Consider the following 24,609-nt stretch of genomic DNA (forward strand, 5'->3'; position numbering starts at 1 on the left):
CCTCACTCATGGTTTTTTATTCACCAGAGGGGAATCTCCCCCCTATCTCAAGACCGTATACTTTCGGTTTTTATGCTTTCTTCACGGAGGCGTGTTGCTTCTTTAAATCCTTTTTCTTCTACCACTTTTAAGAACTTATCTGTTTCCGGTTTTTCAGAAGTAGCAACAATCGTAAACATGTCTTCTGATACCTTCATCGCATCAAGAATTCCTTGAATTTCATAGGCTCTGTTAGACACTTGCTTAACGATTTCATTTGTGACGGAATCATTTAACGCAATTTTGTTCGCCATATATTTAGTTACCTCATCTAGTTGGTCACGCGGAACAACTTTGTTCACGATACCAATTTCTTTAGCTTCTGATGCAGGGATGGTGTCACCAGTAAACAACAATTCTTTTGATTTTTTCATTCCAACGACCCAAGGTAAGATTAAAAATGGAGCAAAGGTTCCAAGTAATACTTCAGGTTCACCAAATTTTGCATCATCAGAAGCGATAATAAGATCACAAGTTAAGGCTAGTGAATGGGCACCACCTAAACAATGACGATGTACCTGTGCGATTACTGGCTTTTTGCTATTCCAAATCGCATATAAAGCATTATTGCCTACCTTGGTATGTTTGTACCAATCTTGAACCGTTTCAAGTTTTTCTGATGTAATATCAAATCCCGCAGAAAATGCTCTACCAGCACCACGTATAATAATTACCTTTACATCATCGTTATTAGAAAATTCACGGACTGCGTCTTCTAATTCCAACCACATTGCCTCTGATAGTGCGTTAAGCTTATCTGGACGATTTAACGTGATATACCCTAGTTTCCCATCTATACTTGCCTCAATAAATTGATAACTCATTATTAAAATCTCCCCTTCTATTTATTAATAAAGTATTTTATAAACCGAAACTTTATATTGAAAATGCATTCAATTCATGAATGACTGAATACGTTCATCTGTCACATCTTCTAAGGTGTTTGGCTCCCACTTTGGATGATGGTCTTTATCGACTAACACGGATCTTACACCTTCATAAAAGTCATCATTTCTCATCATGCTCATACTTAATTTCAGTTCTTTCGTAAAACAATCGTTTAGTGATAATGCTTGACTTGTAACGAGTTGCTTCAGTGTAATCTTTAGGGCAATCGGTGATTTAGACATTAACACGTGCAACGTCTTTTTAGCCCATTCATCGCCTTCTTCTCTTGCAGCTTTGCCTAAAGATTCCATGATTTGCTCCACTGTATGGTAAGAAAAGTGTTCATCAATTTTGGTTTGTAGAACGGCAAGTGATGATCCATCAGGGACTTGAGACGTATGTTTGTTAAGAACAGACTTGATATCAGAGTCTACCGTTGATGTTGACCAATTGTGCTTCTGGATTGCATTCATCAAATCGTCCCACTTCCCACTCTCTATATAAGCATCCGCCACTTCTGCATAAAGCACACTTGCGGCACCTATGACAGAACCTGTCAGACCAAGATAAAGGCCAATTTGACCAGGTAATTTATTTAAAAAATAACTTGCTCCAACGTCAGGGTAAAAACCGATACTCGTTTCCGGCATTGCCCATTTGGTACGTTCCGTTACCAATCGGTAGCTTCCACCGATTGCAACGCCCACACCTCCTCCCATGATAATTCCATCCATATAAACGAGAACCGGCTTTGGATAAGTATGAATATCCAAATCCATCGCATACTCCTTGGAAAAAAATCGATAAGCCCGATCCTTCACATCGATATCCCTACATTCATATAGATCCTTCATATCACCTCCAGCACAAAAACCTTTGTCTCCGGAACCATAGATACAAATAAGCGCAATATTGTCGTTGTCTTTCCATTCTTTTAACTTATGATCTATTTCTTCCACCATCTCAGCATTAAGAACATTGATTGCCTTCGGTCGATTGAGTTGTATCCAAGCTACTCCATTTTGAACATTGGTTATGACATGTGAGTCTTGTAACATTTCAATTCCCCTCATCCGTTTGTAAAATTAGTAACGAGCTGTTAGCATTTTTTTTCGCGTGTAAAAATCGACACCATCTTTTCCATTGGCATGGAGATCTCCATAGAAGGAATTTTTATATCCAGAAAACGGGAAGAAAGCCATCGGTGCTGGAACAGCAAGGTTAACCCCTAACATACCTGCATCCATCTCTTCACGAAACTCCCTTACCGTTTTTGCATTCGTCGTAAAAAGGCATGCCCCATTAGCAAATTCAGATTGGTTCGTAATATCGATTGCTTCCTCCAGGTTCTCAGCACGAACCACGGATAACAATGGTGCAAAAATCTCATCCTTCCAAATGATCATTCCTGGTTTAACATGATCAAAAATTGTTGGCCCAATGAAGTATCCTTGTTTATCCGATATACGATCTTTTCGTCCATCGCGAACGAGTTGACATCCTTCCTTTTCGCCTGACTCAATATACTTGATGGTTCGTTTCCGCTGCGACCCACGAATGACAGGACCAAGGAAGACATCCTTCTCCATTCCATTTCCAATTTTGATCTCATCTGCTGCTTCTACTAATCTTCTAACTAGTTCATCACCAATATCACCAACTGTCACCACTACCGAACAAGCCATACAGCGTTGCCCAGCAGAACCGAATGCAGCTTCCATGATATTCTTAACGGCAAGATCAAGATCGGCATCTGGCATAACAATGGAATGGTTCTTCGCTCCGGCCAAAGACTGAACACGTTTTCCATTTGCAGCAGCTGTCTTATAGACATATTCTGCAACTGGCTGTGAACCGACAAATGAAACCGCTTTAATGTGTTCGTGATCTAATATCCCATTTACTGCTTCATGGGCACCATGCACGACATTTAATACGCCATCTGGTAAACCAGCTTCCGTAAATAATTCTGCTAAACGATTAGCAAGCATTGGTGTTTTTTCTGAGGGCTTCAATATAAATGTATTACCGCATGCAATGGCAAGTGGAAACATCCAGCATGGCACCATCATTGGGAAGTTAAATGGGGTAATACCACCAACTACACCAACTGGGTATCGATACATGCCCGACTCAATATTGGTTGCAATATCCGGTAATTGACTACCCATCATCAAAGTAGGTGCTCCTGCTGCAAATTCGACACACTCAATTCCGCGCTGCACTTCGCCGTAAGCATCCTTATAGGTTTTTCCGTTTTCCTTGGTTACTAATTCGGCTAACTCTTCCCAATGTTCCACTAATAGTTGCTGATATTTGAACAAGATACGTGCTCTCCGAGGAACCGGTGTCTTCCTCCATTCTTTAAATGTTTCTTTAGCAACCATTACCGCTCGATTTAGATCATTCTGGTTGGAGTGAGGAACAGAGCATAGCACTACCCCTGTTGCCGGATTGACAACTTCCTCACTTTTCTCGGAAGTTGATTCCGTCCATTCTCCTCCAATATAGTTTTTTAACGTCTCACTTCTTGTAACAATAGACATATTAATCCCCTTCAACTAATGAATTTTTTCGACTTCATAATTAAATTCATAGGCATTATAATAAAGTTGTTCGATTTGTTCTTGAGTGGGTACCTTTGGGTTATTTGCCGGGCTTCCACTGGCAATCGCGTCTGCCGCCATTTTTGGTATGGCAATGTCGTATGATTCTTTGTCAATTCCCCACTTCTTCATGTTCGGAATGTCTAGATCATTACATAGTTTGATAATCTTTTGGATAACTTCGTCAGCTAATTGTTCATCGGATCCATCATCTGTGTCTAAAATATGTTTCCCAATGCTAGCAAACCGCTGAACAGCTGCATCTTTCGTAAATGTTAAAACCGTTGCTAACAACATCGCATTGGAGAACCCGTGAGGAATATGGAACACCGCACCAATGGGGCGTGACATTCCATGAACCAACGTCACAGAAGAATTCGAGAAAGCAATACCAGCTAACATGGCTGCTAGAGACATTTTTTCCCTCGCTTCAATGTCTTCACCATTTTCATAAGCCCTAAGTAAATACTTCGTAATTAAATCAATCGACGTAAGCGCATACATATCTGAGACAGGATGTTTTAATCGCGAAATATACGCTTCTAACGCATGACATAAAGCATCGACACCAGTTGCAGCCGTGATTGACCGCGGACATGATAGGGTTAATAGTGGATCAACAATGGCGACAGCAGGTAGTAATTCGGGTTGAGAAATCATCATTTTTACTTGGTTGACCGTATCCGTAATCACTGTCACTTTCGTTCCTTCAGATCCGGTACCTCCGGTTGTAGGGATAGCGATTAATGGAAGAGGTTTATTCGGGAATGGTATTTTTTCTCGAAAGTACTCTCCAATCTCCCCATCATTTGTCATCATTACAGCCACTGCCTTTGCTGTATCGATACAACTACCACCACCGACAGCAATAATTACCTCACAGTTGTTTTCACGGCATATTTCCATTGCCTCACGAACATGGACATCTGTTGGCTCGGTATTTACTTCGCTATAAATTGCAGTAGAAATACCTGCTTCTTCATTTAGGACAACGCATTCTTTCACCCGATTCATTTTTTTCATAACAGAATCACTTATAACCAATGCCTTATTGCCTAGCTCACTTACAATTTGGCCAATTTGTTGAAAAGATCCTGAACCGTATACGATTCTGTTAGGCATTAACAGTTGGTGATACGAATTCACAGAAAAAGCCTCCTTTTGTTTACACATTCAAAAACTATCATTCTATTTATCATGAAAAACAGCCGATCTCTTTTCTAAGAAAGCATTGACACCTTCTTTCATATCATCCGTTCCAAACATCTGACCAAATAATTTTGCTTCAAGAGCTAACCCGTCTGATTGAGACATATCAAACCCTTGGTTCACTGCCTGAACCGCTGCATTTATGGAAGGTAAGCTTTTCTTAAGAGCTATGGACTCTGCTAACTTTTTGGTTACGGCAGTAAGTTCATCTAGTGGAACAGAAAGATTGACTAGACCAATATTGGCTGCTTCTTCTCCATTAACAAATTCACTTGTCAATATCAATTCCAGCGCTTTTGCCTTGTTTGTTAATCTCGACAGCCTTTGCGTACCGCCAAACCCTGGGATCAATCCTAGCGTGAGTTCTGGTAAGCCGATTTTTGCCTCATTGGCTGCAATTCGTAAATGGCACCCCATTGCTAATTCCAAACCACCGCCAAGACACGCACCGTTTATCGCTGCGATGACTGGCTTCTCCATTTGTTCAATCTTGTCACACAATTCTTGACCTGCTTCAGCCATTGATTCTCCTATCTCTGTATTGTCAAATCCCTTTGTAAACTCTTTAATGTCGGCGCCTGCAACAAAAAACTTTCCTTCTCCAGTTAAAACAACAACCTTCACATCTTCATCCTTAGACAGATATTCAAAACAATCCTTTACTCCTGTTATCATGTCACTGTTTAGAGCGTTTGCAGGCGGGTTATTAACAGATACATACGCAACATGATTTTCTACTTTAAATAATACATTTTTAAAATTCATAATCTAGCACCACCTTCCTTTCTTTATAATATTACGACTAATCTTAATATAATATGCATGTTATTATCTGTACGGTCAAAATATTTTTCCGAAAATTCAAACTATCTATCCGGTCAGAATTTTGTTATTAGGACATTTTCATACATCAAAAACCAGTTAAATTTTAGAATTTCTATAAAATCAAAATTACCAACTCCTAGTAACAATAATGCTTAATTAGATGTTTACACATCACAAAAATTACTATTTATTAGAAGCCAAATAAAGCGGGAGATTTAGCGAATGTAGTTCCTAATCACATTAGACATCACTTAACTTTTTTGTATTCTTGAAGGATAGAGATCCTTGTCTTTATGACCAAAGCTGTCTATCGCTGAGTAATATGCCTGGACCTGACTTAAAACTAACTTTCATATTCTCTATTAAAAGAGCATATTCTCTATTAAAAGGAAAAATCACCTTCAACTCTCGTACTCGAAAAGGCAACTGATTTTTGTAGCTTTCGTGAAAATATTTTGCACATAATTCCCTTATACCGAGCAAGAGATAACATAAATTGATGGATAAGAAAACATGTATCCCTTTAACCCGGTGAATACCGAATTTCTAAATTTCGATATGGAGGAACACTATGAATTATAAAGAAAAGAATCGTCGTAATCAGATTTTGCGGGCATCTTTAAATGCATTATCAGACAAAGGTTTTAATACCGTAACCCTGCAGGACATTGCTGATTATGCGGGGGTCAGTAAAGGAGTCACAAATTATTACTTTAAAAGTAAGGCCGATGTGTTCGGGCACCTTTTTGAATGGCTTACTCAACGGATTTATGAAAATGAAAGTGCCGCAGTGAGTAGTAAATATACCGCTATGGAAAAATTAGAAGCCTATGTGAATGCTGCATTTTCTAGTCCTGAAAAGAATAAACAATTCTTTCGCGTGTATTTAGACTTTCTTGCACAAGCTAATCATTCTTCAAATTACCGAGAAATTAATAACAGATTTTATGAAAACTGCTGGTCAATAGGTAGGGAAATTGCCTCGATTGGACAAAGGGAGGGGGTTTTCCCCGATTTTGATATTGACGTAGCTGGAGTTGCCATACGAGCTTCTATTGACGGTTGTCTTTTGCAGTGGCTAATGAGAAATCAAAGTGAACTACATGGGTTTTACCGTGACGTATGTTATAAAACAATTTTGGGATATTTGATGAATGGAGAAATTTCTGGTGAAAAAGAGATCACTAACATTAATTCTACGGTGCTTCCAAAAAATAAGATATAAAAGAAGGAAGCAAAAATGATAGATAAAATTAGTATTAGTAACAATCAAACCAATTTTCATACTATAATAGATATAGGTATTTACCCTTTCCCTAATAGATTGGATCTATGGAGTTATGGTTATAATGGCGAGCATAACCAGTTGGGTTAACACCATTACCGTTGCCCCGACAGCGATTCCTCGCTTATTTACTGCTGCTGATTCAGCATTCGTGTCCACCTGATGACGCTCTTCTGCATTCTCTGCCTCAGCAATGGCTTTCGCAACAAGAAGAGGGTCTGGTCGAAGAAACATGAGTAGCACTGACCCGGCAAGGATGAAAACGGCTGCTGCCAGAATGAACGGTCCGGCTAGAGCAGGAACGTCGATAGATGTAGCAAATCTCCCCATAACATCTACCAGATTTGGTCCCGCAACAGCACCGAATGTAGTGGATGCCATGGCGATACTTACTGCAGTCGTACGCTGTTTCGGTTTTGCTAAATCAGTACCTGCATAACGGGCTTGTAAATTAGTCGCGGTACCAGCACCATAGATTAATAGGGATGCAAACAGTAATAGTGTATTACCTGTTACTGTCGCAACCACTACCCCAATCGCGCCAATCCCCCAGTCAGGAATCCTACAGCTAGTCCGGACCGGCGACCAAATCGTTGGGAAAGTCGTCCTACGATTAGCGCTGCCCCTGCTGAACCTAACGTAAACAAAGCAGCCGGTAGCCCAGTAAAACTGTCTGTTGCCAGCATGTCTTGTGCAAGCAGTGCTCCGACAGTTACACCCGCAGCAAGCCCTGCACCACCAAAAATTTGTGATATGATTACGATGATCAGCGTCCGTTTATATAACTGTCGTTGCTTTTCCGGGGAATCCATATATCGTTGAACATCGCTAGTTTTAAATGACATGATCAGACCCACCTCCTTTTACCCTTCTTGTTGTATAAATCGCTCCCAGTCTTGAACACTTTCTTCTAAAAGCACTAAATCCTTTTGTCTTTAATAAATCAACCGCTTCTATTGATATTAAGCAGTAGGGCCTCTGCAATAGTCGACCACATCATGATTGGACGGTAATTCAGCTAATTTTTCTTCTAATTCTTCCATTGGTATAGACACCGCTCCCGGGATATGCGCCTCAGCGTATTCCTCTTTCGGCCTTACATCCAAAAGTAATACTTCCCCTTTATCCATCTTCATTTTAAGATCTGGCAGTGATAAGTTGTCCATGTCAAACTGGTTATTCAAAAATCCCTGTTTTAATATGTTGTACCTGTGTCAATTGCTGTTCCGATAAACCATGCAAACTGCGCATGAAATCTCCAAGCAGCGGCATGGCTATTTCATAGATAACAAAATTTCCCTGCTTATTATAATTTACTAATCTTGCATGGTGGAGTGTTTGAGAAATGCTGTGACACATTGGCAATAATGACCCTGAGTGTCTAGGCGCTGGCCGATGAAAACGCCACGTTCTGTGCGTCGGAGCTGGACGTGGCTGATTCTGTAGATGAATATACAGAACTTTCAAGTTATATGCTTTCTTATCTACAAATAAAAACTCCACTTTAGCCTCTTAAAGACACTAAAGCGGAGTTGTTTGGTTAATCCTCCATCCGGATAAGTTTCCCTCTGATCCGCGCACCCACCACCGAGTCAACAATCCGTTCGGTTAATTCCTGTTTCGTATACTTCTGATTTACATATACGCCGAGTTCTCTTGCAAATGCAGTGATATCTTTTTTTAACAAAAGCAGATTCTCATTCCTTAACAGTTCGTTGGCCTCCTTTATCGTGTTGCAGTTATGTAGGGCAGTCTCAAGTTGCTTGTAGTTCACAGCTTTTGGTGTGCTTTTAGAATCCCCGAGGTTTACATGTACTGCTATTTTTTGAAAGATTACATTTTTGGTATCTCTTGATTTAATGTCTATCTTAAAATAACGACAAAAGGATAGGAGCTCCTTTTTTGTGTAGTTCTTCATGTGTTTTTCCACCATAGCTGTTTGTTTGATCTTCTCCATTACCTGTTCATATGCTTTTGTATGATCACCATTCGCTTCATAGCGAATTACCGCATTTCCATTTACCAGTTCCTGAAATTGCTTTGTCGTCAGCCTACTTAGAAAATCCATGGTAATCCCGAGCATCTGCTCCGTTTCTTTTTTACCCATGTTTCACCCCTATTAGATCCGTGTATAAACTCATCATCTCACTCACAATCTGCTTGATCTCATCTCGAATGAGTTGCTGGGGAAGGCTATTTCCTTTCGTTAACAGGACAGGAATGCCTGTTTCTGGAGCTGTTGCATATAGCGTCTTGGTCTCACGCAATACATTCCGAAAACATACATGACCTTCCCCTACTTGATTCATGTATTCTTTTTGAACAGCAATTGGTCCCTCTCTATAAAAAGAAACCATCGTAAATACCACGCCCAGCATGCGAGGGGAAATGAAGACTCGATTGTTTGCTTCTGTACTGTATTGGTTGAATTTTGCCTTCAATGCATTGACATGGCGAATTAACGTATCAATACCTAGTGTCGATAAATAATCAGCTTTGGCTGGGGCTATGTACACCTCACTTGCCACCAGTGCGTTTTGCGTTACTAAATTAAAATTTGGCGGACAATCAATCAACACCATATCATAGGTATTTTTTATATCATCCAGTTTCATGCGAAGCCGCAATAACACCTTCAAATAGTTACTGCGGATCGTTCGATCAGTATTGCCTCCGAGTCTGCTGGAAAGCTCCATATCGACATGAATTAATTCCAAATGGGAACAGATCATATCGATTCGCCCACCGTTATTCTCCAGTACCCGATTTACCCGAGTAGGGGTCATAATTAAGTCTTGTAACGTTGCTTCACCCTCGTGATCCAGGAAATCATCATACCAATGCTTGATTGTTCTCCCTTGTCGATCCAGACTTTTCCATTCATCGATATTCATAAATGATAAGGTTAAATTAGCTTGCGGATCCATATCAATCAGTAATACCTTTTTCCCTCTGTTTGCTAATTCAGCTGCCATATTAGCTGATAACGTCGTTTTCCCAACACCGCCTTTATAGTTCATGACTGAAACTACCCCAATATCGTTCTCCCCCTTAGTTGCATATGTGTTGTTATGTATATGCAAGGAACTAGGTTGTTTTTCATGGGTGAGGGAAAAATGTAGTTTTTAATGACAAGTTACTAGATGAGTTACATATAAATAAAACATGTCCCAAAAATAATTTTGGAAATGGGTTTTGATATATGTCTCTCATCAAAAAAGCAGGCAGTATTATCTTAGGAAGTATTTTACTATCAATTGGGATTAATTTTTTCCTGGTGCCGTTTGAACTTCTGGACGGAGGAATTATTGGATTAGGATTAATTATAAAGTACTTAACCGGGACACAGGCTGGATTAGTCATCATTAGCTTGAGTCTCCCGATATTTGTTTTAGCTTGGATTTATAATAGGGACTATTTCTACAATGGTTTACATGGGATGTTATTTTCATCATTTGCTATCGATATCCTCTACCCTTTTCATTATCAATTTATTGACATGTATCACGTTCCTTCCATAGTAAGTTCTATATTGGGCGGCATATGTATTGGTGTGGGAATAGGCATTATGCTTCGCAGCAAAACGAGTACAGGGGGCCTTGATCTCCTAGCACAATTTTTATCGAGAATTTTCCAAGTCAACGTTGGGATTATCATATTTGTATTTGATGTGTTTATCATAAGCCTGGGAGGTTTGTTAATTTCACCCCAATCGTTTTTCCTTTCGTCGATCACCATTCTTTTTGTTGGAATATGTACAAGTTTGTGCACGTGGAACATGGAGTATTAGAGGCGAAACTCCAATCACTCGTATTTTTCAAAAATCAAGTGGTATAATAGGGCTTGAAACTTAATCACATCTACATGGAGGTAACATGCGTACATTTGAAGAAAAACTAGAAATTATAGAATCATTCCCTGAATTACAGCGCAACGACGTGTCACTTGGTCGTGTCAATTTTCACTTTAACGAAAGTGCCATGGACAAAAAAATCGTGGTATATCGCTTGCACCCAAACGGTAACGGATTTGTGTATGCCGAACAAATAGAAGATACCTATACAACCGACTCTAAAGGGATGGTTAACATCCGTGATTTCACCGAACAAGAGCTTCGTACGATCATCGAACAATCGATTAAATCTCTAACAGAACCAGAGCCTTTTGAAGAGACATGGATAAACGAGGAGAATCAAACCCTTAAGGTGATTTTTGATTATGACTCATGGGATATTTATGCAGGTGATATGCTGGACGCGACCTATGCAACCTATAGTGGCGCAGCCGATTACCTGCAGCAGGAAGGGTTCAAGCGTTTGCACGATGAGGATCTTGAATAGAATATAATTCCAGTATAAAAAAATCTCAGTTACCTAAACTGGGATTTTTCATATAATTATGTTCAACAACTGAAGCTACCTGTCACTTTAATAAGAGTGTTGCTTTTATTTCTCCAAATTACACAATCATAAGCACATCTTAACATCGATGATCACATCCTTATATATCTTCTTAAAAAATCCTGACCATTAGTCGATAACTTTTTTATTGACGGGGAGCTAATAACATTACCAAAACATTAGAAAACTTGGCTTAACGCCAATCCTTAGTTGCACTTATGCAGAAAAGCATATGCCAGCACCGACCCAATCATATATCTAACCCCCACCAAAAAACACAGAAAGAATTCTAAACAAAAAAACTCATCCTTCCATTGCTTCTTTACAACAAGTGCCATTTAAATTTACTTTTGTGTGACATTCTGACCAAGTAAGGCATTTACACTCCAAACCACTTTGTAATACATCCAACATTGCGTCAATATGCTTTTTTTGTTCCTCTAATTCAGCACACTTGATATTTGCCATTTTTCTCCACGTTTCTGATAGAGAAGCCTGATTAAAACCTTCCAACAGTTCAATAATTTCTTGATTACTAAAACCAGCTAATTGAGCCGTTTTTATAAATTTTAATTGGTCAATAACTTCAGTTGTATAGCGTCTTTGTCTATTTACCCTTTTAGGAATAGGCATTATTCCAATTGACTCGTAAAAACGAATAGTTGAAGGGTTAACATCAGCCTGTTTTGCTAACTCCCCAATAGAAAGAAAAGAATCCATAATTATCACCTCTTGACTTAAAGCTTACTTTAAGTATTACAATTTAACAATACAAAAGGGAGTGATTTTTTTGAAAAAATTAGTTGCTGGGATTGGAATAGTTGGATTATGTGCACTATGTTGTGCTTTACCCGTTATTGGAATTGCTGGAGTTGCGGGTATAGTTGGAATAAGTTTTGGTTATTGGAAATGGGGCGTATTGCTGATTGCTTTGGCTTTATCTGCTTTTCTAATTTTAAAAACGGTAAAAAATAACAGAACGTGTAGTGCAAGAACAGGCTGTAATTGTTCTTCAGGTTCGTGTAACTATAAATAATTGTCATAAGGAGATTTTAAAATGGCTGAATGTAGTTGTGGCTGTAGCAATACATCAGGAATTGCTTGTAATATCTCGGTGTTCGATACAGAAGGAAGAAGTCGTTATGATGAACTTAAAAAGGAACTAACTAAAAACCTTTCAATTGAGGAAATCGCTTCTGGTTATATCTTTATTTATCCCAATGAACAATCATTATTATTGAAGATTACTGAATGGATTTCTTTCGAATATCGTTGTTGTCCTTTCATAAAATTTTCACTCTAGTTAGTGGTGAAGCTGACTCGATAAAATTAAAACTATTTGGAAGCAAAGAAGTCAAAAATCTTTTAAGAGAAGAATTTACGTTATCATAAAATTAAACTCCCTTAATCTTTTATAGGTTAAGGGAGTTTTACTTTATTCTTCTTAAATAAAACCCGTTAGCACAAGTTTTCATTCCTCCATATGTGAACATTTCAGAAGAGGAATTTTTTTAATTTCGCATAAAAAAGCACTTATGAAGCAATTTCCTTCTTGTCATAAGAAAAGATTAATTCATTTGTTAAGGAAGGATTTACAATAAGCAACTGATCGACTTGGTTGAATGATGTGCCAATTTTTACTTTTATTTCAAAAACACTAGGCCCAACAAAATTATAAAAACTGTTATGACTAGCAGCAATCGTCCATGCTCCACCATCAGGATTAAATTGGTTATGACTTAGCCTAGCTCTTCCTTTTTTAATATGAAAAGTATAAAGGTAAAAACCAGGTGAAGTATACAATAAAATTGAATCTGCACCTTTTTTTAATTGTCCCGTTAAAAGATAGTCTTTTCTTTCTTTTGCTATTATCAATTTGGTTCTTACTTGACAGACAAATATAAGGGAAAAGAAAAGAATAAATAATATACTATAAAAAATATCCATTGACCACTACCTCTTTCTCTTGTCCCTTGAAACTTTGGGTAACTTAAGGAGCTTGACGATGCTGCCTGCGACAATAGCTACAATGATGGCACCAAGCAGAGCGGGAACTAACGAAAAGCCCGCCAGCATAGGCCCCCATGTTCCAAATAACAGCGTACCAATCCAATCCCCAATAAAACCAGCAATTATAGCTCCTGCCCAGCTTCCTGGCATATCAAATGGAGATAATTTATCCGCAACAGTACCAATTACCATTGCAATAAGAACAGATAGAAGAATAGTAATAATACTCATTTTATAAAATCCTTTTTACCAGCTTATGTAATCTATTTATCAAGGGTTCGAATGCTAAAAAAAATCCGCTACTGATACACGAATACTATCGTGATTCATGACTAGTGTTCTTTTAAAATCTCGATATCGCCTCTAAATAGCCCAGTTATAACACAACAATCGTGCTGGTTTATGGCTATTTATTTAAAAGTTAGTATGTTATCAAATCCGAACAGTAAACGGTTAATAAAACTAAAGAAAAAGCAGTTTTCACAAATATAAAGAGCCATTTCACTATTTTTATTTATATGTGCTCTCGCATATGCATCTTTTCATGTACTGGCATACCGTATATAAAGAAAGGAGAGTAAGTTATGTTTAGTCTACAGAGTATAGATGTCGCACATTTTCTGTTCGCCATGGGCTGCTTATTAGCTTTAGCTCACCTGTTGGGTTTTTTAGCAGAACGTATCCTCATCCCCCGAGTTATTGGTGAAATAACAGCAGGGCTTGTTCTTGGACCAACATTGTTAGGCTACTTTTTCCCTGATGTTTTTCAATGGATGTTTTTAGGTTTCCATGCAGAGGATCAGTTATTTGGACTACTTTATCAATTTGGCTTACTAATGCTTATGTTTAGTTCAGGGTTAAAATTTCAGACAAAATTTAATAAAGCGGATGTAAAAATTACTTCTGCATTAGTTGTGGGGGCAACCATCCCGGCATTTATTGTAGGTTGGTTTGCTACTGATCTATTAAATGTTACTTCCTACATGGGAAGCGCAAACAGTCCACTTGCGATCAAGATTGTTATCGCTATATCCATTGCTGTTACCTCTATACCCGTTATATCAAAAATATTTAGCGACTTAGGAATCATGCGTACTAGATTTGCTAAAATAGTGCTTGCATGTGCTGGTATACACGATATTATTCTATGGGTGGCATTAGGATATGCAACAGCAATAGCAAGCCAAGAAGGTATTATTACATTTAGTTTAGGACTCAAAACGGTTTTAATAAACCTTAGCTTTATTGGTGGAATACTTTTAACTGCATACTTTTTATTTAATCGTTTCACATTTCTTAAAAACAATTTCCTTTTTAGAGCATCACATCTTGGATATTTCCTATTTACCATGTTCATGTTAGCAGCATTTGCGGGGTACCTTCATGTAGAGACCATTTTTGGAGCTCTTCTCGCTGGTATTATGATCAAACTGTCCATTCCAACAGATGAAGTGGATAAAATTGAATATATTGTTTCAAAAGTTGGCTTTGCCTGGTTTATTCCACTATATTTTGCGATTGTCGGGCTACAATTAGATCTTATTCAACATTTTAATCCATTTTATTTCCTTGGTTTTCTTTTATTTGCTTGTTTCGTTCAAACTCTATCCGTTTATATAACATCAAGGCTGATCAAGCAAGATCCTTTAACTAGTCTTAATCTTGCAATAGCTATCAATGACAGGGGAGGTCCGGGAATTGTCCTAGCTTCCATAGCATATTCAACGGGAATTGTTAATCAGGAGTTTTTTGCCATATTAGTAATGGTAGCATTAATGACCTCATTCTTACCTGGTGTTTGGTTCCGTATCGTGCTGAACAAGAAATGGAGATTAATGCCTGGAGATGAAAATTTAGTTACAGAAAAAAATAAAGAACAACTTAATAATAAATCCACAAATAATGATCGCTAAATTGTGAAAGCAACATAGTTTCCGAAGTTTGCTACTTAAAAGAGGGAAGTTATTGCAATGTACTTGTGGAAACTAATCGTTCCATTCGTTAGACTTGGGCTATTACTCCACTCCCATTACAGGAGGTTCATCAGTCATGCGCCCCTACCCTTACAAGGATAAATGCACTTCGGTACATACCTGATAACAAACGTTTAGGATGACAGTTCCTATTGCAACGTTCCTTGTTTTTTGGGAAACGTGGTTCCGTCATTCCCATCCTCAAACAATAAATTAAAAAACCTCAACTCTTTTGATAACGGATTCACTTGTGATCTGCGTCTGCAAAACAGTGAATCACAAGTTAAATCTCACATATAATCACACAACTTTCACTATTAAATTCACAGTAAAAATGGCTTGGAAAAATATCCAAGCCATTTTTCTTTCTAATATCTGTTGTTAAACTAAAGCAGGTTAGCTTAATAAGAATCTTTTTATTTATTGATTATAGAAGACGCAATTTTAATCAACTCGCCTTTAGATAAAGTTTCATTTCCCTCATAATCAATTGTATATTCGAATTCCAACTAATTATTTTGTAATTTTTCATCTTTATTATAATGTACAGTCGTATCGCCTTCTAGTTTTAATTCTCATCCTACTTAGAAACATTGATCCAACCAATATCACTCGTTGTCTAAAAAGTAACAGACTAATGTAAGGGTTTCTTACGTATTTATGAAAATTTTTAAAAAACTGTGTTAGATTTTCTTACAAGTTTACTGACAATCGTCATTAGGTGCTTTAAGCTAAAATTAACAAATAAATAATGGATGGAGGGAATAGTGAAAACTAATTGGTTTTTACAGTTATTTATAATTATAGGCTTCCTCCTACTGGGGTCCGGGATTGTCAAGGTATTTCACATTCCTGTACCAGGCAGTATTATTGGTATGCTTCTTCTTTTCGTTTGTCTTCTAACCGGGATCATAAAATTAGAATGGATTGAAAGAGCATCATCCTTTCAATTAAAGCACCTTACCATACTATTTATCCCACTAATTACAGGTCTTTTTTTATCATCAGCTTTTCTTGAAATTCTACATTGGAACGTTTTGATTATTTTAATTGTAAGTAGTATTTGCTGTTTATTAGGCACAGCATTTGCTGTTGAATGGACTGAAAAAAGGAGAAATGTTAAATGACAATTATCGAAAATGTACTTCTTTGCTTAGTTACTACTATTGTTTGTTACTATATCTGTCTAAAATTTTATCTAAAATATAAAAAAGAATGGTTAAATCCTTTATACACAGCCTCTTCCCTTCTTATTCTTTTGATACTTGTTTGTCCCATACAGGTGGATAGCTATAAGGAAGGGAGTTCCATCTTTAATTACCTATTGCAGTTTGCTGTAGTGACACTAGCGGTTCCACTTTACAAACAATGGTCTTTTTTAAAGAAAAATTACAAGAAAATTTGTATTGGTGTAATATGTGGCACATCGCTAGGAGTGATAACTGTTCTAGGAATGTCCCAGGTTTTTCATTTGCAGGAACAACTGTTAGCCTCACTAATTCCAAGGTCAGTAACCCTTCCTATTGCATTGACCGTATCCAGTGGCCTTGGAGGGTTAAGCTCAACTACTGTATTATTTGTTATAATATCAGCCCTCATCTCTTTAACAATTGGTCCACAATTATTAAATAAACTCGGCATAAGAAGTAAATCAGCAAAAGGATTAGCAATGGGTACATCAGCACAGATGCTCGGTGCAACTCGCTCCCTTGTTTGGGGTGAAGAAGAAGGTGCAATGGGAGGTATTGCGATGACTACTTCAGCATTATTTCTTTCTGTTTTAACGCCGGTCTTTTCATACTTTACGTGAATAACTAATCATTATTAGTAAAATAGAGGTGCAATATGAGAAAAAATTATCTTCGGGAAGCTGTTGAAGAATTGAAAAATTTCTATATTCAAGAACTTCAAGAGGCAGGCTTGTTAATTGTTTCTGATGAAGACCTTTCATCACTTACCTTAAGCGAACTCGAAAATATGTATAAGTTTTATAACCTTCATAATTAGCCTTCCAATTTGTATACTACTAATCTTGAAAATTTCAAAGTAAAAGTTTACTCTTATATCTTATTACAACCAGAACATACAGCAGTACTTTAGGTGAACGTAGAAAATTGAGAGGAGAAAATATCGTGGTTTCTTATAAAGACAAAAAAGTAATAACAATTGGTATTGTTAACGAATTAACGGGTTTATCTGAACGTAAAATTCGTTATTATGAGGAACGTGGATTGATTTATCCTAAAAGAACAAAACGTGGTACCAGAACATATTCCTTTTCAGATATTGAAATTCTTATGAAGATTGCTGATAAGCGGGAAGATGGGGTTCAAACAAATGAAATTAGAAAAGATATGATGAACAAAAAGAAAGACACTAATATTCGTGATGAAATGCTCCGTGGTCAATTGAACGCCCACTTTAAAAAATTACGATAAAAGATAGACTAGGCTGAACTAGGAAGAAAAGTGCTAATGTAGTTCAATATATCGGATTTCAATAGTGTCTCCATCTACTGCCCGTTTCGACGTGGGGGAAACAAGTTAGACTTTTTGCATTAGAGTATGATGGAAAGAAGATGCACCCGCGATTTATGTGAAATAAAAGCTGGAGATATGATTGAATATCTCCGGCACCTTCAATTTACTAACTTTAACAATACAATGTAATTTTACAACTTAAAATGTGTTTAACTCATCTTCCTTCTTGAGCTACCCTACATTGTTCGTACGGTCCCTCGTAAACACTTCTTCTTCAACTCTTGTCAGCAATAGGTAAGCGTTTGAGGTAATCTCCAGCTTTTCCCCTGCTCAACACGGAGCATGCTAGTTTCCCAGCACTCCGCACTCCACCTAAAGATATGTACTAAATTATAAGTTCCTAGTTACTCATAGATTTAAGATTATAAACTTGATTCCAAACCGCATTGTTGACGATATTGGTTTATCTTTAGAATCATAGGTTCGTTGGATGGTACATAAGTTTCCCTATGTTCGTAACTTTAGACCCTTACTTTCGGTTATTCGTTCTTTTTCAGTAGAACGATTCTCACCTATCAAGTTTTTCAGCCGTGCGGCATATCCGTCGGCATACCTTTTCCGAAGGAATGGCTTTAGCCTTCGTTCTGCCGAATCTACCTGCACAACCCCTTGCCCTGTCAGTCAAGACGCATGCAGGAGTATTGACGGAATGGTTTCAAGAAACATGGTTCTATCATTCCCATTCTCGGTTGTAAAGTTGAGATAAATCTTGTTTACCTCCTGTTTCTCACGTTAAGAACGCTTATAACAGAACTTGTCGAGCGGTACCCGTTTGTTTAAGAACAATTTATTTAATTTCCTTTTTGTTGCAACCATAGAAACAAGTTTGTAATAAGTTTAGATACAATGAAAAATGCCACATAAAATAGAAATAAATGAACGTAATTTACTCCCTTAAACATATGGAAAAAGTGAAGGTTTACCATAATTGGTTTTAATACAAAGGCAAATATTCCTGATAGTAGTATAGAGTATAGATAGATATTCTTTTTATGATTTAACGTCCATTGATATAACAACATAAAACTAATCGGAACTAATGAAGCGTCTAAGGCAAAGCTGGGTAAAAAAGGTACAATTTGGTAAGGGTATTCCCACAAACCCAGACTAATACCAAAAGAATTAACATAAGCAAACCATATATGATAGTTAAGTCCAAAAAAACCAAGAAGCAACATTTTACCTTTATCAATTGAAATGAATAACACGATTAGGGGTATGATTAACATTAGAATTACTACCCAAAATTGCCATATGCCAAAGTCGGAAAAAGATTTCCAATACTCTATCTGAAATTGAGTTACCTCTTCAGCCATAGACCTGATTTTATTCAAAAGTTCTAATTGTTTTTCCTTCATAATACCCCACCCGATAATATATATTATCCGGTATTTTAACCTTTTGTTTGTTAAACTATTCTGCTCCGTTAGTTTAAGTGTAACAGTTCACAATCTCTATATTTATTTTAACATAAATACCCATATTCCCTTATATGAATTTACTAAATATTGCAATTCACATTTAAATTCACACCATAAATCACAATAAAATCACATACACTACAATAAATATTTCACTCTTGTTGTGAATTATTCTGTGAATCGAAATTAAAAACTCTTTCAAAACTTGATATAGCAATAAGAAAACACACGAGATTTCCCTTGTGAAAATCCGTGTGTTTTATGATGTGTTTTTAATGTTTGCACCTCTGAAGTGAACCCGTTACTCTTTTGAGTGAGGTTTTTCTGTTCTTATGCAGCTAATTTGTTTGTCGGTCTAGGGTCCATTAGATTAGCTTGAATTAACCTTTTTCTGACAGTAATTCCGAGCCAACTAGCTAAATATGCCTTGATGAGTCCAACTACAATAAACGGATAAACTCCTGCGGCTAGCGCTTGATTCCAAGTCATATCCAATACAATTTTCAACTGAACCGCTCCAAAAATAAGCGTAATAATCATTCCAACAGTGTTGGCTACCATTGCCATCGTTATATTATGTTTTGTTTTTTCTAAAATAAAGCCTGTTACAAACGCTGTGACAATAAAGCCGAATATGTATCCGCCGGTTGGACCAACTAATACTTGTACTCCACCTTTAAATCCAGCAAAAACTGGTAAACCCACTGCCCCTAATAAGGCATAACAAGTCATTGCAATTGCACCGTATCTACTACCAATAATCGTTGCTGTTAACCCTACTGCTAATGTTTGTCCACTAATAGGAACAATTGGCAGTGGAACCTCAATTTGTGCCAATACCGCTGTTACAGCTGCAAAAATACCACATAAAATAATTGCTCTTAGTTTTGATTTACTCGTAGTCAAAAGATGATCCCCCTATATGTTTAATTATTGTTAACCAAATAAATAAATGGTTGACAATAAATAGATTAACATATTATTTTTAATAAGGGTAGTATTTTTCTTAGCTGGTAGTACGTAAGCTGTTACACTGTAGTTTACTTATACTCTAAAAATCATTTTTTTCCTTTTTATTATTTGATTGAGTGTTACCTAGATCCAAAAAGGTGCTCGAATGAACGTATAGTGAGGTAATATAAAGCATTAAGATAGGTGCTAGAAAACTAATCATAGCGGTCTTTTTCCTTGTACGTGAAGTACGTATTGTTTTCCCCCGCAATATGGGCAAGTCATTCCAGTGTCTAATGTAAAAGGTTTTTTACAGGCTTGCTTCCAACTCCATTTATTGCCGCAATTCTGGCAAATCGGCATTTGTCCAACTCCTCTCTAGTATTCTGCCGCCCCATAAACATTGCAAGAAAAGGGCTTGCTGAAGTAGTCCGTTCTTAAACTCCCGATAGAATCAGTTCTCTAACTGTTATTTAAATTCAAGTAAATCTGAAATAAATCCGTTTATAATATTTTTTTAAAACCAATCCGTGTCCCGTACACAGGTATTTTATATCAAATTTGTTGATTGCCCTTAAACCTTTGATACACAAATCAAAGGTTTGTTGTATTTTCATTTCTTCACTTTGAGACGAATCTAATACAAATTTCTTAAATTTTTCTCTGTCTACCCTACCTTCCTCGACAACTTTCCATTCAATGGTTCTCCGAAGAAACAAATATGATCACCGCAAAATTGCACTTTGCTATCGTTATGATATAACGCAACAGAATCTTTGGTATGATGCCCAAGGAGAACACATTCTAAATTGGTTATAGTTACGCCATTGTTAGAGAGATTCAGATTTAATTTGCTTTTAATCTTCTCTGGTAACAATTCTAAATCATGGTTATGAATAAATCCTTCTACATCCTCTAAAAATTGAACTCCTCCTATGTGGTCTTTGTGACCGTGAGTCGCTATAAAGTTAGAAAAGTCTCTTTTATCGATTTCAATGCTTTTCATTGCAGTTTCAAGGTGCTCGAAATGTTCTTCTTTTCCTGAGTCTATGAGGGTTACATCATTTCCTTAATTTAAAATATAACAATTATTGATCATACTTTAACATAAAATTCCATATGTTATTTTAAATTTCACCATGTTTAGTAATGATCCATACAAAATGAGAATTTGTGTAGATGACATGATAGGCCTTATATAAGCTCTCTTTAAAAATAATTGCGCCTTTATCAAAGTTTTTTGTTTACAAACACTCTTTAACGTTATACAATTAACAAAAGTTGCATAAAGTAAACAAAGGTTCGTAAAGTCAAAATGTAATTTGAAGCCATTTTGTGGTTTTGGTAATCACAGTTACTTATATGAATTCATAACATACAAAATAAACCCCAAATATCCCCCTTTAGTAAAAGGACTTTGGATCGTGTCATGACATAAACATATTTTTTTGACCAAAAGTTTCCCTTAGGAAACAATAATTACTTAAGGAAAGAAAGGAGAGGTTAAAATGATTTCTACGATTTCAGTTAAGGACTTACATGTCTCTTATTTCGGTAAAGAAGCAATTAATGGCATAAATTTATCGATTGAACCGGGGAATTTAGTCGGAATAATTGGGCCAAATGGTGCAGGTAAATCCACTTTGCTAAAAGCTATGCTAAATTTGGTTCCGATCGATAAAGGGGAAATTGACATATTTGGAAGAACGATAATTGAGACTCGTAAAAACATCGCGTATGTTCCTCAGCGTAGCCAAATTGATTGGGATTTTCCAATTCATGTTCTTGATACGGTTTTAATAGGAACCTATCCTAATTTACGTATATTTAATCGTCCAAAGAAGAAAGACAAAGAATGGGCGTATGAGTGTCTAAAGCAGGTTGGGATGGAAAACTTTTATAATCGACAAATAGGGGAATTGTCAGGGGGACAGCAACAACGAGTTTTCCTTGCAAGAGCACTTGCACAAAAAGCCGATGTTTTCTTCTTAGATGAACCATTTGTCGGAATTGATATAACTAGTGAAGAAACCATTATAAATCTACTAAAGGTTTTGCGAGATAAGGGGAAATCCGTGATTGTTGTTCACCATGATCTAAGTAAAGCAAAAGATTACTTTGATAAATTGGTTTTGTTAAATAAAGAGTTGATTCATTTTGGTAATGTGGATGAAGTTCTCCGTCCAGATGTAATGATTAAAGCCTATGAAAGAGAGCTATCCTTTTTAGAGGAAATCGGGGTGAAAGCATAGTGGGTTTTATTGATGCATTGTTCTATTATGATTTTCTACAAAAAGCACTTTTAACATCAGTTATGGTTGGTGTCATTTGTGGTGTGATTGGTTGCTTTATTATTTTAAGAGGTATGGCGATGATGGGAGAAGCCATATCACATGCTGTTTTACCTGGTGTAGCTTTATCTTATATGCTTGGAATCAATTTCTTTTTTGGAGCTGTTTTCACAGGTGTATTAACAGCAATAGGGATTGGTTATATTAGCCAAAATAGTCGGATAAAGCATGATACATCAATAGGGATTATGTTTACAGCCGCATTTGCATTAGGGATTATTCTTATTACTATGCTAAAAACTAGTACGGATTTATATCACATTTTGTTCGGTAATGTCCTGGCTGTCCGCCCTTCAGATATGTGGATAACACTTAGTATCGGAGTAATCGTTTTATTATCTGTTTATTTATTTTACAAGGAGCTTCTTGTTACATCTTTTGATCCAACAATGGCGGCAGCTTACGGACTACCCAATAGAATCATCCATTATTTTTTAATGACACTTCTTACTATGGTAACAGTAGCGTCATTACAGACAGTTGGAATAGTTCTCGTGGTTGCCATGCTTATTACACCTGCAGCAACGGCCTATTTATTAACGGACCGTTTATCCGTAATGATTTTCGTTTCAGCTATTATAGGTGCAAGCACCGCTGTAATTGGTCTATATTTTAGTTTTGTTTACAATATGGCTTCAGGTGCAACTATTGTGCTTGCAGCAACATCTATGTTCTTTCTAGCATTTCTCTTCTCACCTAAACAAGGGATTTTGTGGAGGGAATTAAGCGCCAAAAGGAAACGCAAAAGATTAACTTAAAAATTTAAAAAAGGAGTATGATACTTATGAGGGAAAAAGCGAAATTCTTAATGATTGGCTTGTTTTTATTGTTTATTTTAGTAGGTTGTGGAACAAGTGGATATGGATATGGAAATGGTGAAACGAACGGCGACACTGAAGAGGATAATAAATTAGAGGTAGTTACGACGTATTCTGTTCTTTATGACATTGTAAAAAATATAGGTGGGGATAGAGTGAAGATTCACAGCTTGGCACCGATTGGTGGCGATCCCCATGAGTATGAACCACTCCCATTAGATGTACAAAACACAACAGATGCTGATGTAGTTTTTTACAATGGATTAAATCTTGAAGCTGGAAATTCATGGTTTGAAAACTTACTAGGAACCGCTGGAAAAAAGGGAGATAATGCACCGGTATTTCGGTTAAGTCAAAATGTTGATCCGATGTTCTTAACAACGGAAGGGAATGAAGGAGAAGAAGACCCTCATGCATGGTTAGACGTTCAAAACGGGATTAAGTATGCAGAAAATGCTAGAGATGCTTTAATAAAGATTGACCCGGAACATTCTGATGATTATGAAAAAAACGCTGAAAACTATATTAATGAACTAGAGGCACTTCATCATAATGCTTTTGAGCGTTTTAAAGAAATCCCAAAAGAAAAACGTATATTAGTTACGAGTGAAGGTGCATTTAAATATTTTAGTAAAGCTTATGATTTTGAGGCTGAATATATTTGGGAAATTAATCAAGAAAACCAAGGAACACCGAACCAGATTACTCGTATTGTAGATATTATTAATGAAAAGGATATTCAAGCACTATTTTTAGAAACAAGTATTGATCCCCGTAGCATGGAAATGGTTTCAAGAGAAACAGGTATTGAAATCAAAGGAGACGTATTTACAGATTCTCTTGGTAAACCTGGTGAAGAAGGAGACACGTATATAAAAATGATGGAATGGAATATAAAAACTATTTTTGAAGGATTAACAAATTAAATGACAAAGGGTTTCATTCAAATCTAGCAAAAAAATAAAAAATAAAACCATTCAATAATAAGAAATAGGAAGGATGGGAGATATTTGCCAACACCTAGTATGGAGGACTATTCAGAAAAAATATATTTATTGTTTGAAGAAAAAGGCTATGAACGGTCAGTGGATATAGCTTCTCCATTAGGTGTCCTTCCTTCCTCTATAACTAAAATGATGCAAAAGTTTGATGAAAAGGGGCCTGGTATTTATTAGAAAACTTGGCTTATCGTTAAAGGAATTCTTAGTAAGCGAACTTTGCTTTCATAGAAGCCCTTATGCTCTGGAGTGCAAGCCTTAATGGGTCAAGTAGGAGGGGACCTTTCCTCAAGGA

Annotated in this window: 27 protein-coding genes and 2 pseudogenes; 14 read left to right on the plus strand and 15 right to left on the minus strand. The window is 36.8% G+C overall.

Going from position 1 to position 24,609, the window contains the following annotated elements; translation table 11 throughout:
• Nucleotides 1-47 precede the first annotated feature (47 nt).
• The 5 genes from ACFQ3N_RS13670 to ACFQ3N_RS13690 all read right to left on the minus strand — a co-directional run bounded on the left by ACFQ3N_RS13670 (nt 48) and on the right by ACFQ3N_RS13690 (nt 5,507).
• Nucleotides 48-863 carry an enoyl-CoA hydratase/isomerase family protein gene (locus ACFQ3N_RS13670; protein WP_390363091.1) on the minus strand — a complete coding sequence of 272 codons (816 nt, stop codon included), beginning with the start codon at nt 861-863 and terminating at the stop codon, nt 48-50.
• A 69-nt stretch (nt 864-932) separates the two neighbouring features.
• Nucleotides 933-1,985: an enoyl-CoA hydratase/isomerase family protein gene (locus ACFQ3N_RS13675; protein WP_390363092.1), complete on the minus strand. Its 1,053-nt coding sequence runs from the start codon at nt 1,983-1,985 to the stop codon at nt 933-935.
• Nucleotides 1,986-2,012: 27 nt separating this feature from the next.
• On the minus strand, nt 2,013-3,473 hold the full coding sequence (locus ACFQ3N_RS13680; protein ID WP_390363093.1) for a CoA-acylating methylmalonate-semialdehyde dehydrogenase: 1,461 nt from the start codon (nt 3,471-3,473) through the stop codon (nt 2,013-2,015).
• Nucleotides 3,474-3,488: 15 nt separating this feature from the next.
• Nucleotides 3,489-4,655 (minus strand): iron-containing alcohol dehydrogenase, encoded by a 1,167-nt coding sequence (locus ACFQ3N_RS13685; RefSeq protein ID WP_390363120.1) that lies wholly within the window; start codon nt 4,653-4,655, stop codon nt 3,489-3,491.
• Nucleotides 4,656-4,721: 66 nt separating this feature from the next.
• On the minus strand, nt 4,722-5,507 hold the full coding sequence (locus ACFQ3N_RS13690; protein ID WP_390363094.1) for an enoyl-CoA hydratase: 786 nt from the start codon (nt 5,505-5,507) through the stop codon (nt 4,722-4,724).
• A 631-nt stretch (nt 5,508-6,138) separates the two neighbouring features.
• Between ACFQ3N_RS13690 and ACFQ3N_RS13695 the strand changes: the two genes are divergently transcribed.
• Complete coding sequence (locus ACFQ3N_RS13695) at nt 6,139-6,792, plus strand: TetR/AcrR family transcriptional regulator (RefSeq protein ID WP_390363095.1); 654 nt, start codon at nt 6,139-6,141, stop codon at nt 6,790-6,792.
• A gap of 108 nt (nt 6,793-6,900) precedes the next feature.
• Here ACFQ3N_RS13695 and ACFQ3N_RS13700 read toward each other — a convergent pair.
• From ACFQ3N_RS13700 to ACFQ3N_RS13715, 4 genes and pseudogenes are all read right to left on the minus strand, one after another.
• Nucleotides 6,901-7,697, minus strand: a pseudogene (locus tag ACFQ3N_RS13700) (MFS transporter); the annotation flags it as partial.
• Between the two features lie 117 nt (nt 7,698-7,814).
• Nucleotides 7,815-8,018, minus strand: coding sequence for a rhodanese-like domain-containing protein (locus ACFQ3N_RS13705; protein ID WP_390363096.1), 204 nt, complete (start codon nt 8,016-8,018; stop codon nt 7,815-7,817).
• A gap of 374 nt (nt 8,019-8,392) precedes the next feature.
• Complete coding sequence (locus tag ACFQ3N_RS13710) at nt 8,393-8,959, minus strand: hypothetical protein (protein WP_390363097.1); 567 nt, start codon at nt 8,957-8,959, stop codon at nt 8,393-8,395.
• Complete coding sequence (locus ACFQ3N_RS13715; protein WP_390363098.1) at nt 8,952-9,872, minus strand: ParA family protein; 921 nt, start codon at nt 9,870-9,872, stop codon at nt 8,952-8,954. Before ACFQ3N_RS13715 ends, ACFQ3N_RS13710 begins: the two co-directional genes overlap by 8 nt.
• A 182-nt stretch (nt 9,873-10,054) precedes the next feature.
• Here ACFQ3N_RS13715 and ACFQ3N_RS13720 point away from each other — a divergent pair, with 182 nt between their 5' ends.
• Nucleotides 10,055-10,642, plus strand: coding sequence for a YitT family protein (locus ACFQ3N_RS13720; protein WP_390363099.1), 588 nt, complete (start codon nt 10,055-10,057; stop codon nt 10,640-10,642).
• An 85-nt stretch (nt 10,643-10,727) separates the two neighbouring features.
• On the plus strand, nt 10,728-11,192 hold the full coding sequence (locus ACFQ3N_RS13725) for a hypothetical protein (RefSeq protein ID WP_390363100.1): 465 nt from the start codon (nt 10,728-10,730) through the stop codon (nt 11,190-11,192).
• 363 nt (nt 11,193-11,555) lie between these two features.
• Here the strand turns inward: ACFQ3N_RS13725 and ACFQ3N_RS13730 are convergent, their stop codons facing one another.
• The gene (locus tag ACFQ3N_RS13730; protein WP_390363101.1) at nt 11,556-11,972 is read right to left on the minus strand and encodes a MerR family transcriptional regulator; all 417 of its coding nucleotides are present in this window, start codon (nt 11,970-11,972) and stop codon (nt 11,556-11,558) included.
• A gap of 70 nt (nt 11,973-12,042) precedes the next feature.
• Between ACFQ3N_RS13730 and ACFQ3N_RS13735 the strand changes: the two genes are divergently transcribed.
• Both ACFQ3N_RS13735 and ACFQ3N_RS13740 read left to right on the plus strand, forming a co-directional pair.
• Entirely contained in the window at nt 12,043-12,288 is a 246-nt protein-coding gene (locus ACFQ3N_RS13735) for a hypothetical protein (protein ID WP_390363102.1), read from the plus strand.
• A gap of 21 nt (nt 12,289-12,309) precedes the next feature.
• Nucleotides 12,310-12,555 (plus strand): hypothetical protein, encoded by a 246-nt coding sequence (locus ACFQ3N_RS13740; RefSeq protein ID WP_390363103.1) that lies wholly within the window; start codon nt 12,310-12,312, stop codon nt 12,553-12,555.
• Nucleotides 12,556-12,785: 230 nt separating this feature from the next.
• On the opposite strand, the gene ACFQ3N_RS13745 is transcribed toward ACFQ3N_RS13740, so the two are convergent.
• Together ACFQ3N_RS13745 and ACFQ3N_RS13750 are read right to left on the minus strand one after the other, a co-directional pair.
• On the minus strand, nt 12,786-13,199 hold the full coding sequence (locus ACFQ3N_RS13745; protein ID WP_390363104.1) for a hypothetical protein: 414 nt from the start codon (nt 13,197-13,199) through the stop codon (nt 12,786-12,788).
• Nucleotides 13,200-13,205: 6 nt separating this feature from the next.
• A complete protein-coding gene (locus ACFQ3N_RS13750; RefSeq protein WP_390363105.1) occupies nt 13,206-13,493 on the minus strand; it encodes a GlsB/YeaQ/YmgE family stress response membrane protein in 288 nt (95 codons plus the stop codon).
• 353 nt (nt 13,494-13,846) lie between these two features.
• Between ACFQ3N_RS13750 and ACFQ3N_RS13755 the strand changes: the two genes are divergently transcribed.
• The 5 genes from ACFQ3N_RS13755 to ACFQ3N_RS13775 all read left to right on the plus strand — a co-directional run bounded on the left by ACFQ3N_RS13755 (nt 13,847) and on the right by ACFQ3N_RS13775 (nt 17,673).
• Nucleotides 13,847-15,175 carry a cation:proton antiporter gene (locus ACFQ3N_RS13755; RefSeq protein WP_390363106.1) on the plus strand — a complete coding sequence of 443 codons (1,329 nt, stop codon included), beginning with the start codon at nt 13,847-13,849 and terminating at the stop codon, nt 15,173-15,175.
• 827 nt (nt 15,176-16,002) lie between these two features.
• A complete protein-coding gene (locus ACFQ3N_RS13760; RefSeq protein ID WP_390363107.1) occupies nt 16,003-16,362 on the plus strand; it encodes a CidA/LrgA family protein in 360 nt (119 codons plus the stop codon).
• The gene (locus tag ACFQ3N_RS13765) at nt 16,359-17,045 is read left to right on the plus strand and encodes an LrgB family protein (RefSeq protein WP_390363108.1); all 687 of its coding nucleotides are present in this window, start codon (nt 16,359-16,361) and stop codon (nt 17,043-17,045) included. The genes ACFQ3N_RS13760 and ACFQ3N_RS13765 overlap by 4 nt, the downstream gene beginning before the upstream one ends.
• Before the next feature lie 35 nt (nt 17,046-17,080).
• Nucleotides 17,081-17,242, plus strand: coding sequence for a Fur-regulated basic protein FbpA (locus ACFQ3N_RS13770; RefSeq protein ID WP_390363109.1), 162 nt, complete (start codon nt 17,081-17,083; stop codon nt 17,240-17,242).
• Nucleotides 17,243-17,367: 125 nt separating this feature from the next.
• Complete coding sequence (locus tag ACFQ3N_RS13775; protein WP_390363110.1) at nt 17,368-17,673, plus strand: MerR family transcriptional regulator; 306 nt, start codon at nt 17,368-17,370, stop codon at nt 17,671-17,673.
• An 893-nt stretch (nt 17,674-18,566) separates the two neighbouring features.
• On the opposite strand, the gene ACFQ3N_RS13780 is transcribed toward ACFQ3N_RS13775, so the two are convergent.
• From ACFQ3N_RS13780 to ACFQ3N_RS13790, 3 genes and pseudogenes are all read right to left on the minus strand, one after another.
• Nucleotides 18,567-19,133, minus strand: a complete 567-nt coding sequence (locus tag ACFQ3N_RS13780) for a CBO0543 family protein (protein ID WP_390363111.1) — start codon at nt 19,131-19,133, stop codon at nt 18,567-18,569.
• Between the two features lie 393 nt (nt 19,134-19,526).
• Nucleotides 19,527-20,102, minus strand: a complete 576-nt coding sequence (locus ACFQ3N_RS13785) for a biotin transporter BioY (RefSeq protein WP_390363112.1) — start codon at nt 20,100-20,102, stop codon at nt 19,527-19,529.
• 712 nt (nt 20,103-20,814) lie between these two features.
• Nucleotides 20,815-21,201 (minus strand): annotated as a pseudogene (locus tag ACFQ3N_RS13790) (MBL fold metallo-hydrolase); the annotation flags it as partial.
• A 454-nt stretch (nt 21,202-21,655) separates the two neighbouring features.
• Here ACFQ3N_RS13790 and ACFQ3N_RS13795 point away from each other — a divergent pair.
• From ACFQ3N_RS13795 to ACFQ3N_RS13810, 4 genes are all read left to right on the plus strand, one after another.
• Entirely contained in the window at nt 21,656-22,399 is a 744-nt protein-coding gene (locus ACFQ3N_RS13795) for a metal ABC transporter ATP-binding protein (protein WP_390363113.1), read from the plus strand.
• A complete protein-coding gene (locus ACFQ3N_RS13800) occupies nt 22,399-23,256 on the plus strand; it encodes a metal ABC transporter permease (protein WP_390363114.1) in 858 nt (285 codons plus the stop codon). The genes ACFQ3N_RS13795 and ACFQ3N_RS13800 overlap by 1 nt, the downstream gene beginning before the upstream one ends.
• A 26-nt stretch (nt 23,257-23,282) precedes the next feature.
• Nucleotides 23,283-24,242 (plus strand): metal ABC transporter substrate-binding protein, encoded by a 960-nt coding sequence (locus ACFQ3N_RS13805; protein WP_390363115.1) that lies wholly within the window; start codon nt 23,283-23,285, stop codon nt 24,240-24,242.
• A gap of 84 nt (nt 24,243-24,326) precedes the next feature.
• Nucleotides 24,327-24,491: a hypothetical protein gene (locus tag ACFQ3N_RS13810; RefSeq protein WP_390363116.1), complete on the plus strand. Its 165-nt coding sequence runs from the start codon at nt 24,327-24,329 to the stop codon at nt 24,489-24,491.
• Nucleotides 24,492-24,609 lie beyond the last annotated feature (118 nt).

Origin of the sequence: Virgibacillus byunsanensis (assembly GCF_042675965.1) — a bacterium.
GTDB lineage: Bacteria > Bacillota > Bacilli > Bacillales > Amphibacillaceae > Virgibacillus_R > Virgibacillus_R byunsanensis.

Bases quoted from the DNA above. Each gene is read 5' to 3' on its own strand.
- ACFQ3N_RS13715 (WP_390363098.1), bottom strand. From the start codon at position 9,872: ATGAACTATAAAGGCGGTGTTGGGAAAACGACGTTATCAGCTAATATG.
- ACFQ3N_RS13705 (WP_390363096.1), bottom strand. From the start codon at position 8,018: ATGGACAACTTATCACTGCCAGATCTTAAAATGAAGATGGATAAAGGG.
- ACFQ3N_RS13765 (WP_390363108.1), top strand. From the start codon at position 16,359: ATGACAATTATCGAAAATGTACTTCTTTGCTTAGTTACTACTATTGTT.
- ACFQ3N_RS13755 (WP_390363106.1), top strand. From the start codon at position 13,847: ATGTTTAGTCTACAGAGTATAGATGTCGCACATTTTCTGTTCGCCATG.
- ACFQ3N_RS13770 (WP_390363109.1), top strand. From the start codon at position 17,081: ATGAGAAAAAATTATCTTCGGGAAGCTGTTGAAGAATTGAAAAATTTC.
- ACFQ3N_RS13690 (WP_390363094.1), bottom strand. From the start codon at position 5,507: ATGAATTTTAAAAATGTATTATTTAAAGTAGAAAATCATGTTGCGTAT.
- ACFQ3N_RS13670 (WP_390363091.1), bottom strand. From the start codon at position 863: ATGAGTTATCAATTTATTGAGGCAAGTATAGATGGGAAACTAGGGTAT.
- ACFQ3N_RS13695 (WP_390363095.1), top strand. From the start codon at position 6,139: ATGAATTATAAAGAAAAGAATCGTCGTAATCAGATTTTGCGGGCATCT.
- ACFQ3N_RS13720 (WP_390363099.1), top strand. From the start codon at position 10,055: ATGTCTCTCATCAAAAAAGCAGGCAGTATTATCTTAGGAAGTATTTTA.
- ACFQ3N_RS13750 (WP_390363105.1), bottom strand. From the start codon at position 13,493: ATGAGTATTATTACTATTCTTCTATCTGTTCTTATTGCAATGGTAATT.
- ACFQ3N_RS13675 (WP_390363092.1), bottom strand. From the start codon at position 1,985: ATGTTACAAGACTCACATGTCATAACCAATGTTCAAAATGGAGTAGCT.
- ACFQ3N_RS13730 (WP_390363101.1), bottom strand. From the start codon at position 11,972: ATGGATTCTTTTCTTTCTATTGGGGAGTTAGCAAAACAGGCTGATGTT.
- ACFQ3N_RS13685 (WP_390363120.1), bottom strand. From the start codon at position 4,655: ATGCCTAACAGAATCGTATACGGTTCAGGATCTTTTCAACAAATTGGC.
- ACFQ3N_RS13680 (WP_390363093.1), bottom strand. From the start codon at position 3,473: ATGTCTATTGTTACAAGAAGTGAGACGTTAAAAAACTATATTGGAGGA.
- ACFQ3N_RS13740 (WP_390363103.1), top strand. From the start codon at position 12,310: ATGGCTGAATGTAGTTGTGGCTGTAGCAATACATCAGGAATTGCTTGT.
- ACFQ3N_RS13780 (WP_390363111.1), bottom strand. From the start codon at position 19,133: ATGAAGGAAAAACAATTAGAACTTTTGAATAAAATCAGGTCTATGGCT.
- ACFQ3N_RS13745 (WP_390363104.1), bottom strand. From the start codon at position 13,199: ATGGATATTTTTTATAGTATATTATTTATTCTTTTCTTTTCCCTTATA.
- ACFQ3N_RS13795 (WP_390363113.1), top strand. From the start codon at position 21,656: ATGATTTCTACGATTTCAGTTAAGGACTTACATGTCTCTTATTTCGGT.
- ACFQ3N_RS13725 (WP_390363100.1), top strand. From the start codon at position 10,728: ATGCGTACATTTGAAGAAAAACTAGAAATTATAGAATCATTCCCTGAA.
- ACFQ3N_RS13710 (WP_390363097.1), bottom strand. From the start codon at position 8,959: ATGGGTAAAAAAGAAACGGAGCAGATGCTCGGGATTACCATGGATTTT.
- ACFQ3N_RS13805 (WP_390363115.1), top strand. From the start codon at position 23,283: ATGAGGGAAAAAGCGAAATTCTTAATGATTGGCTTGTTTTTATTGTTT.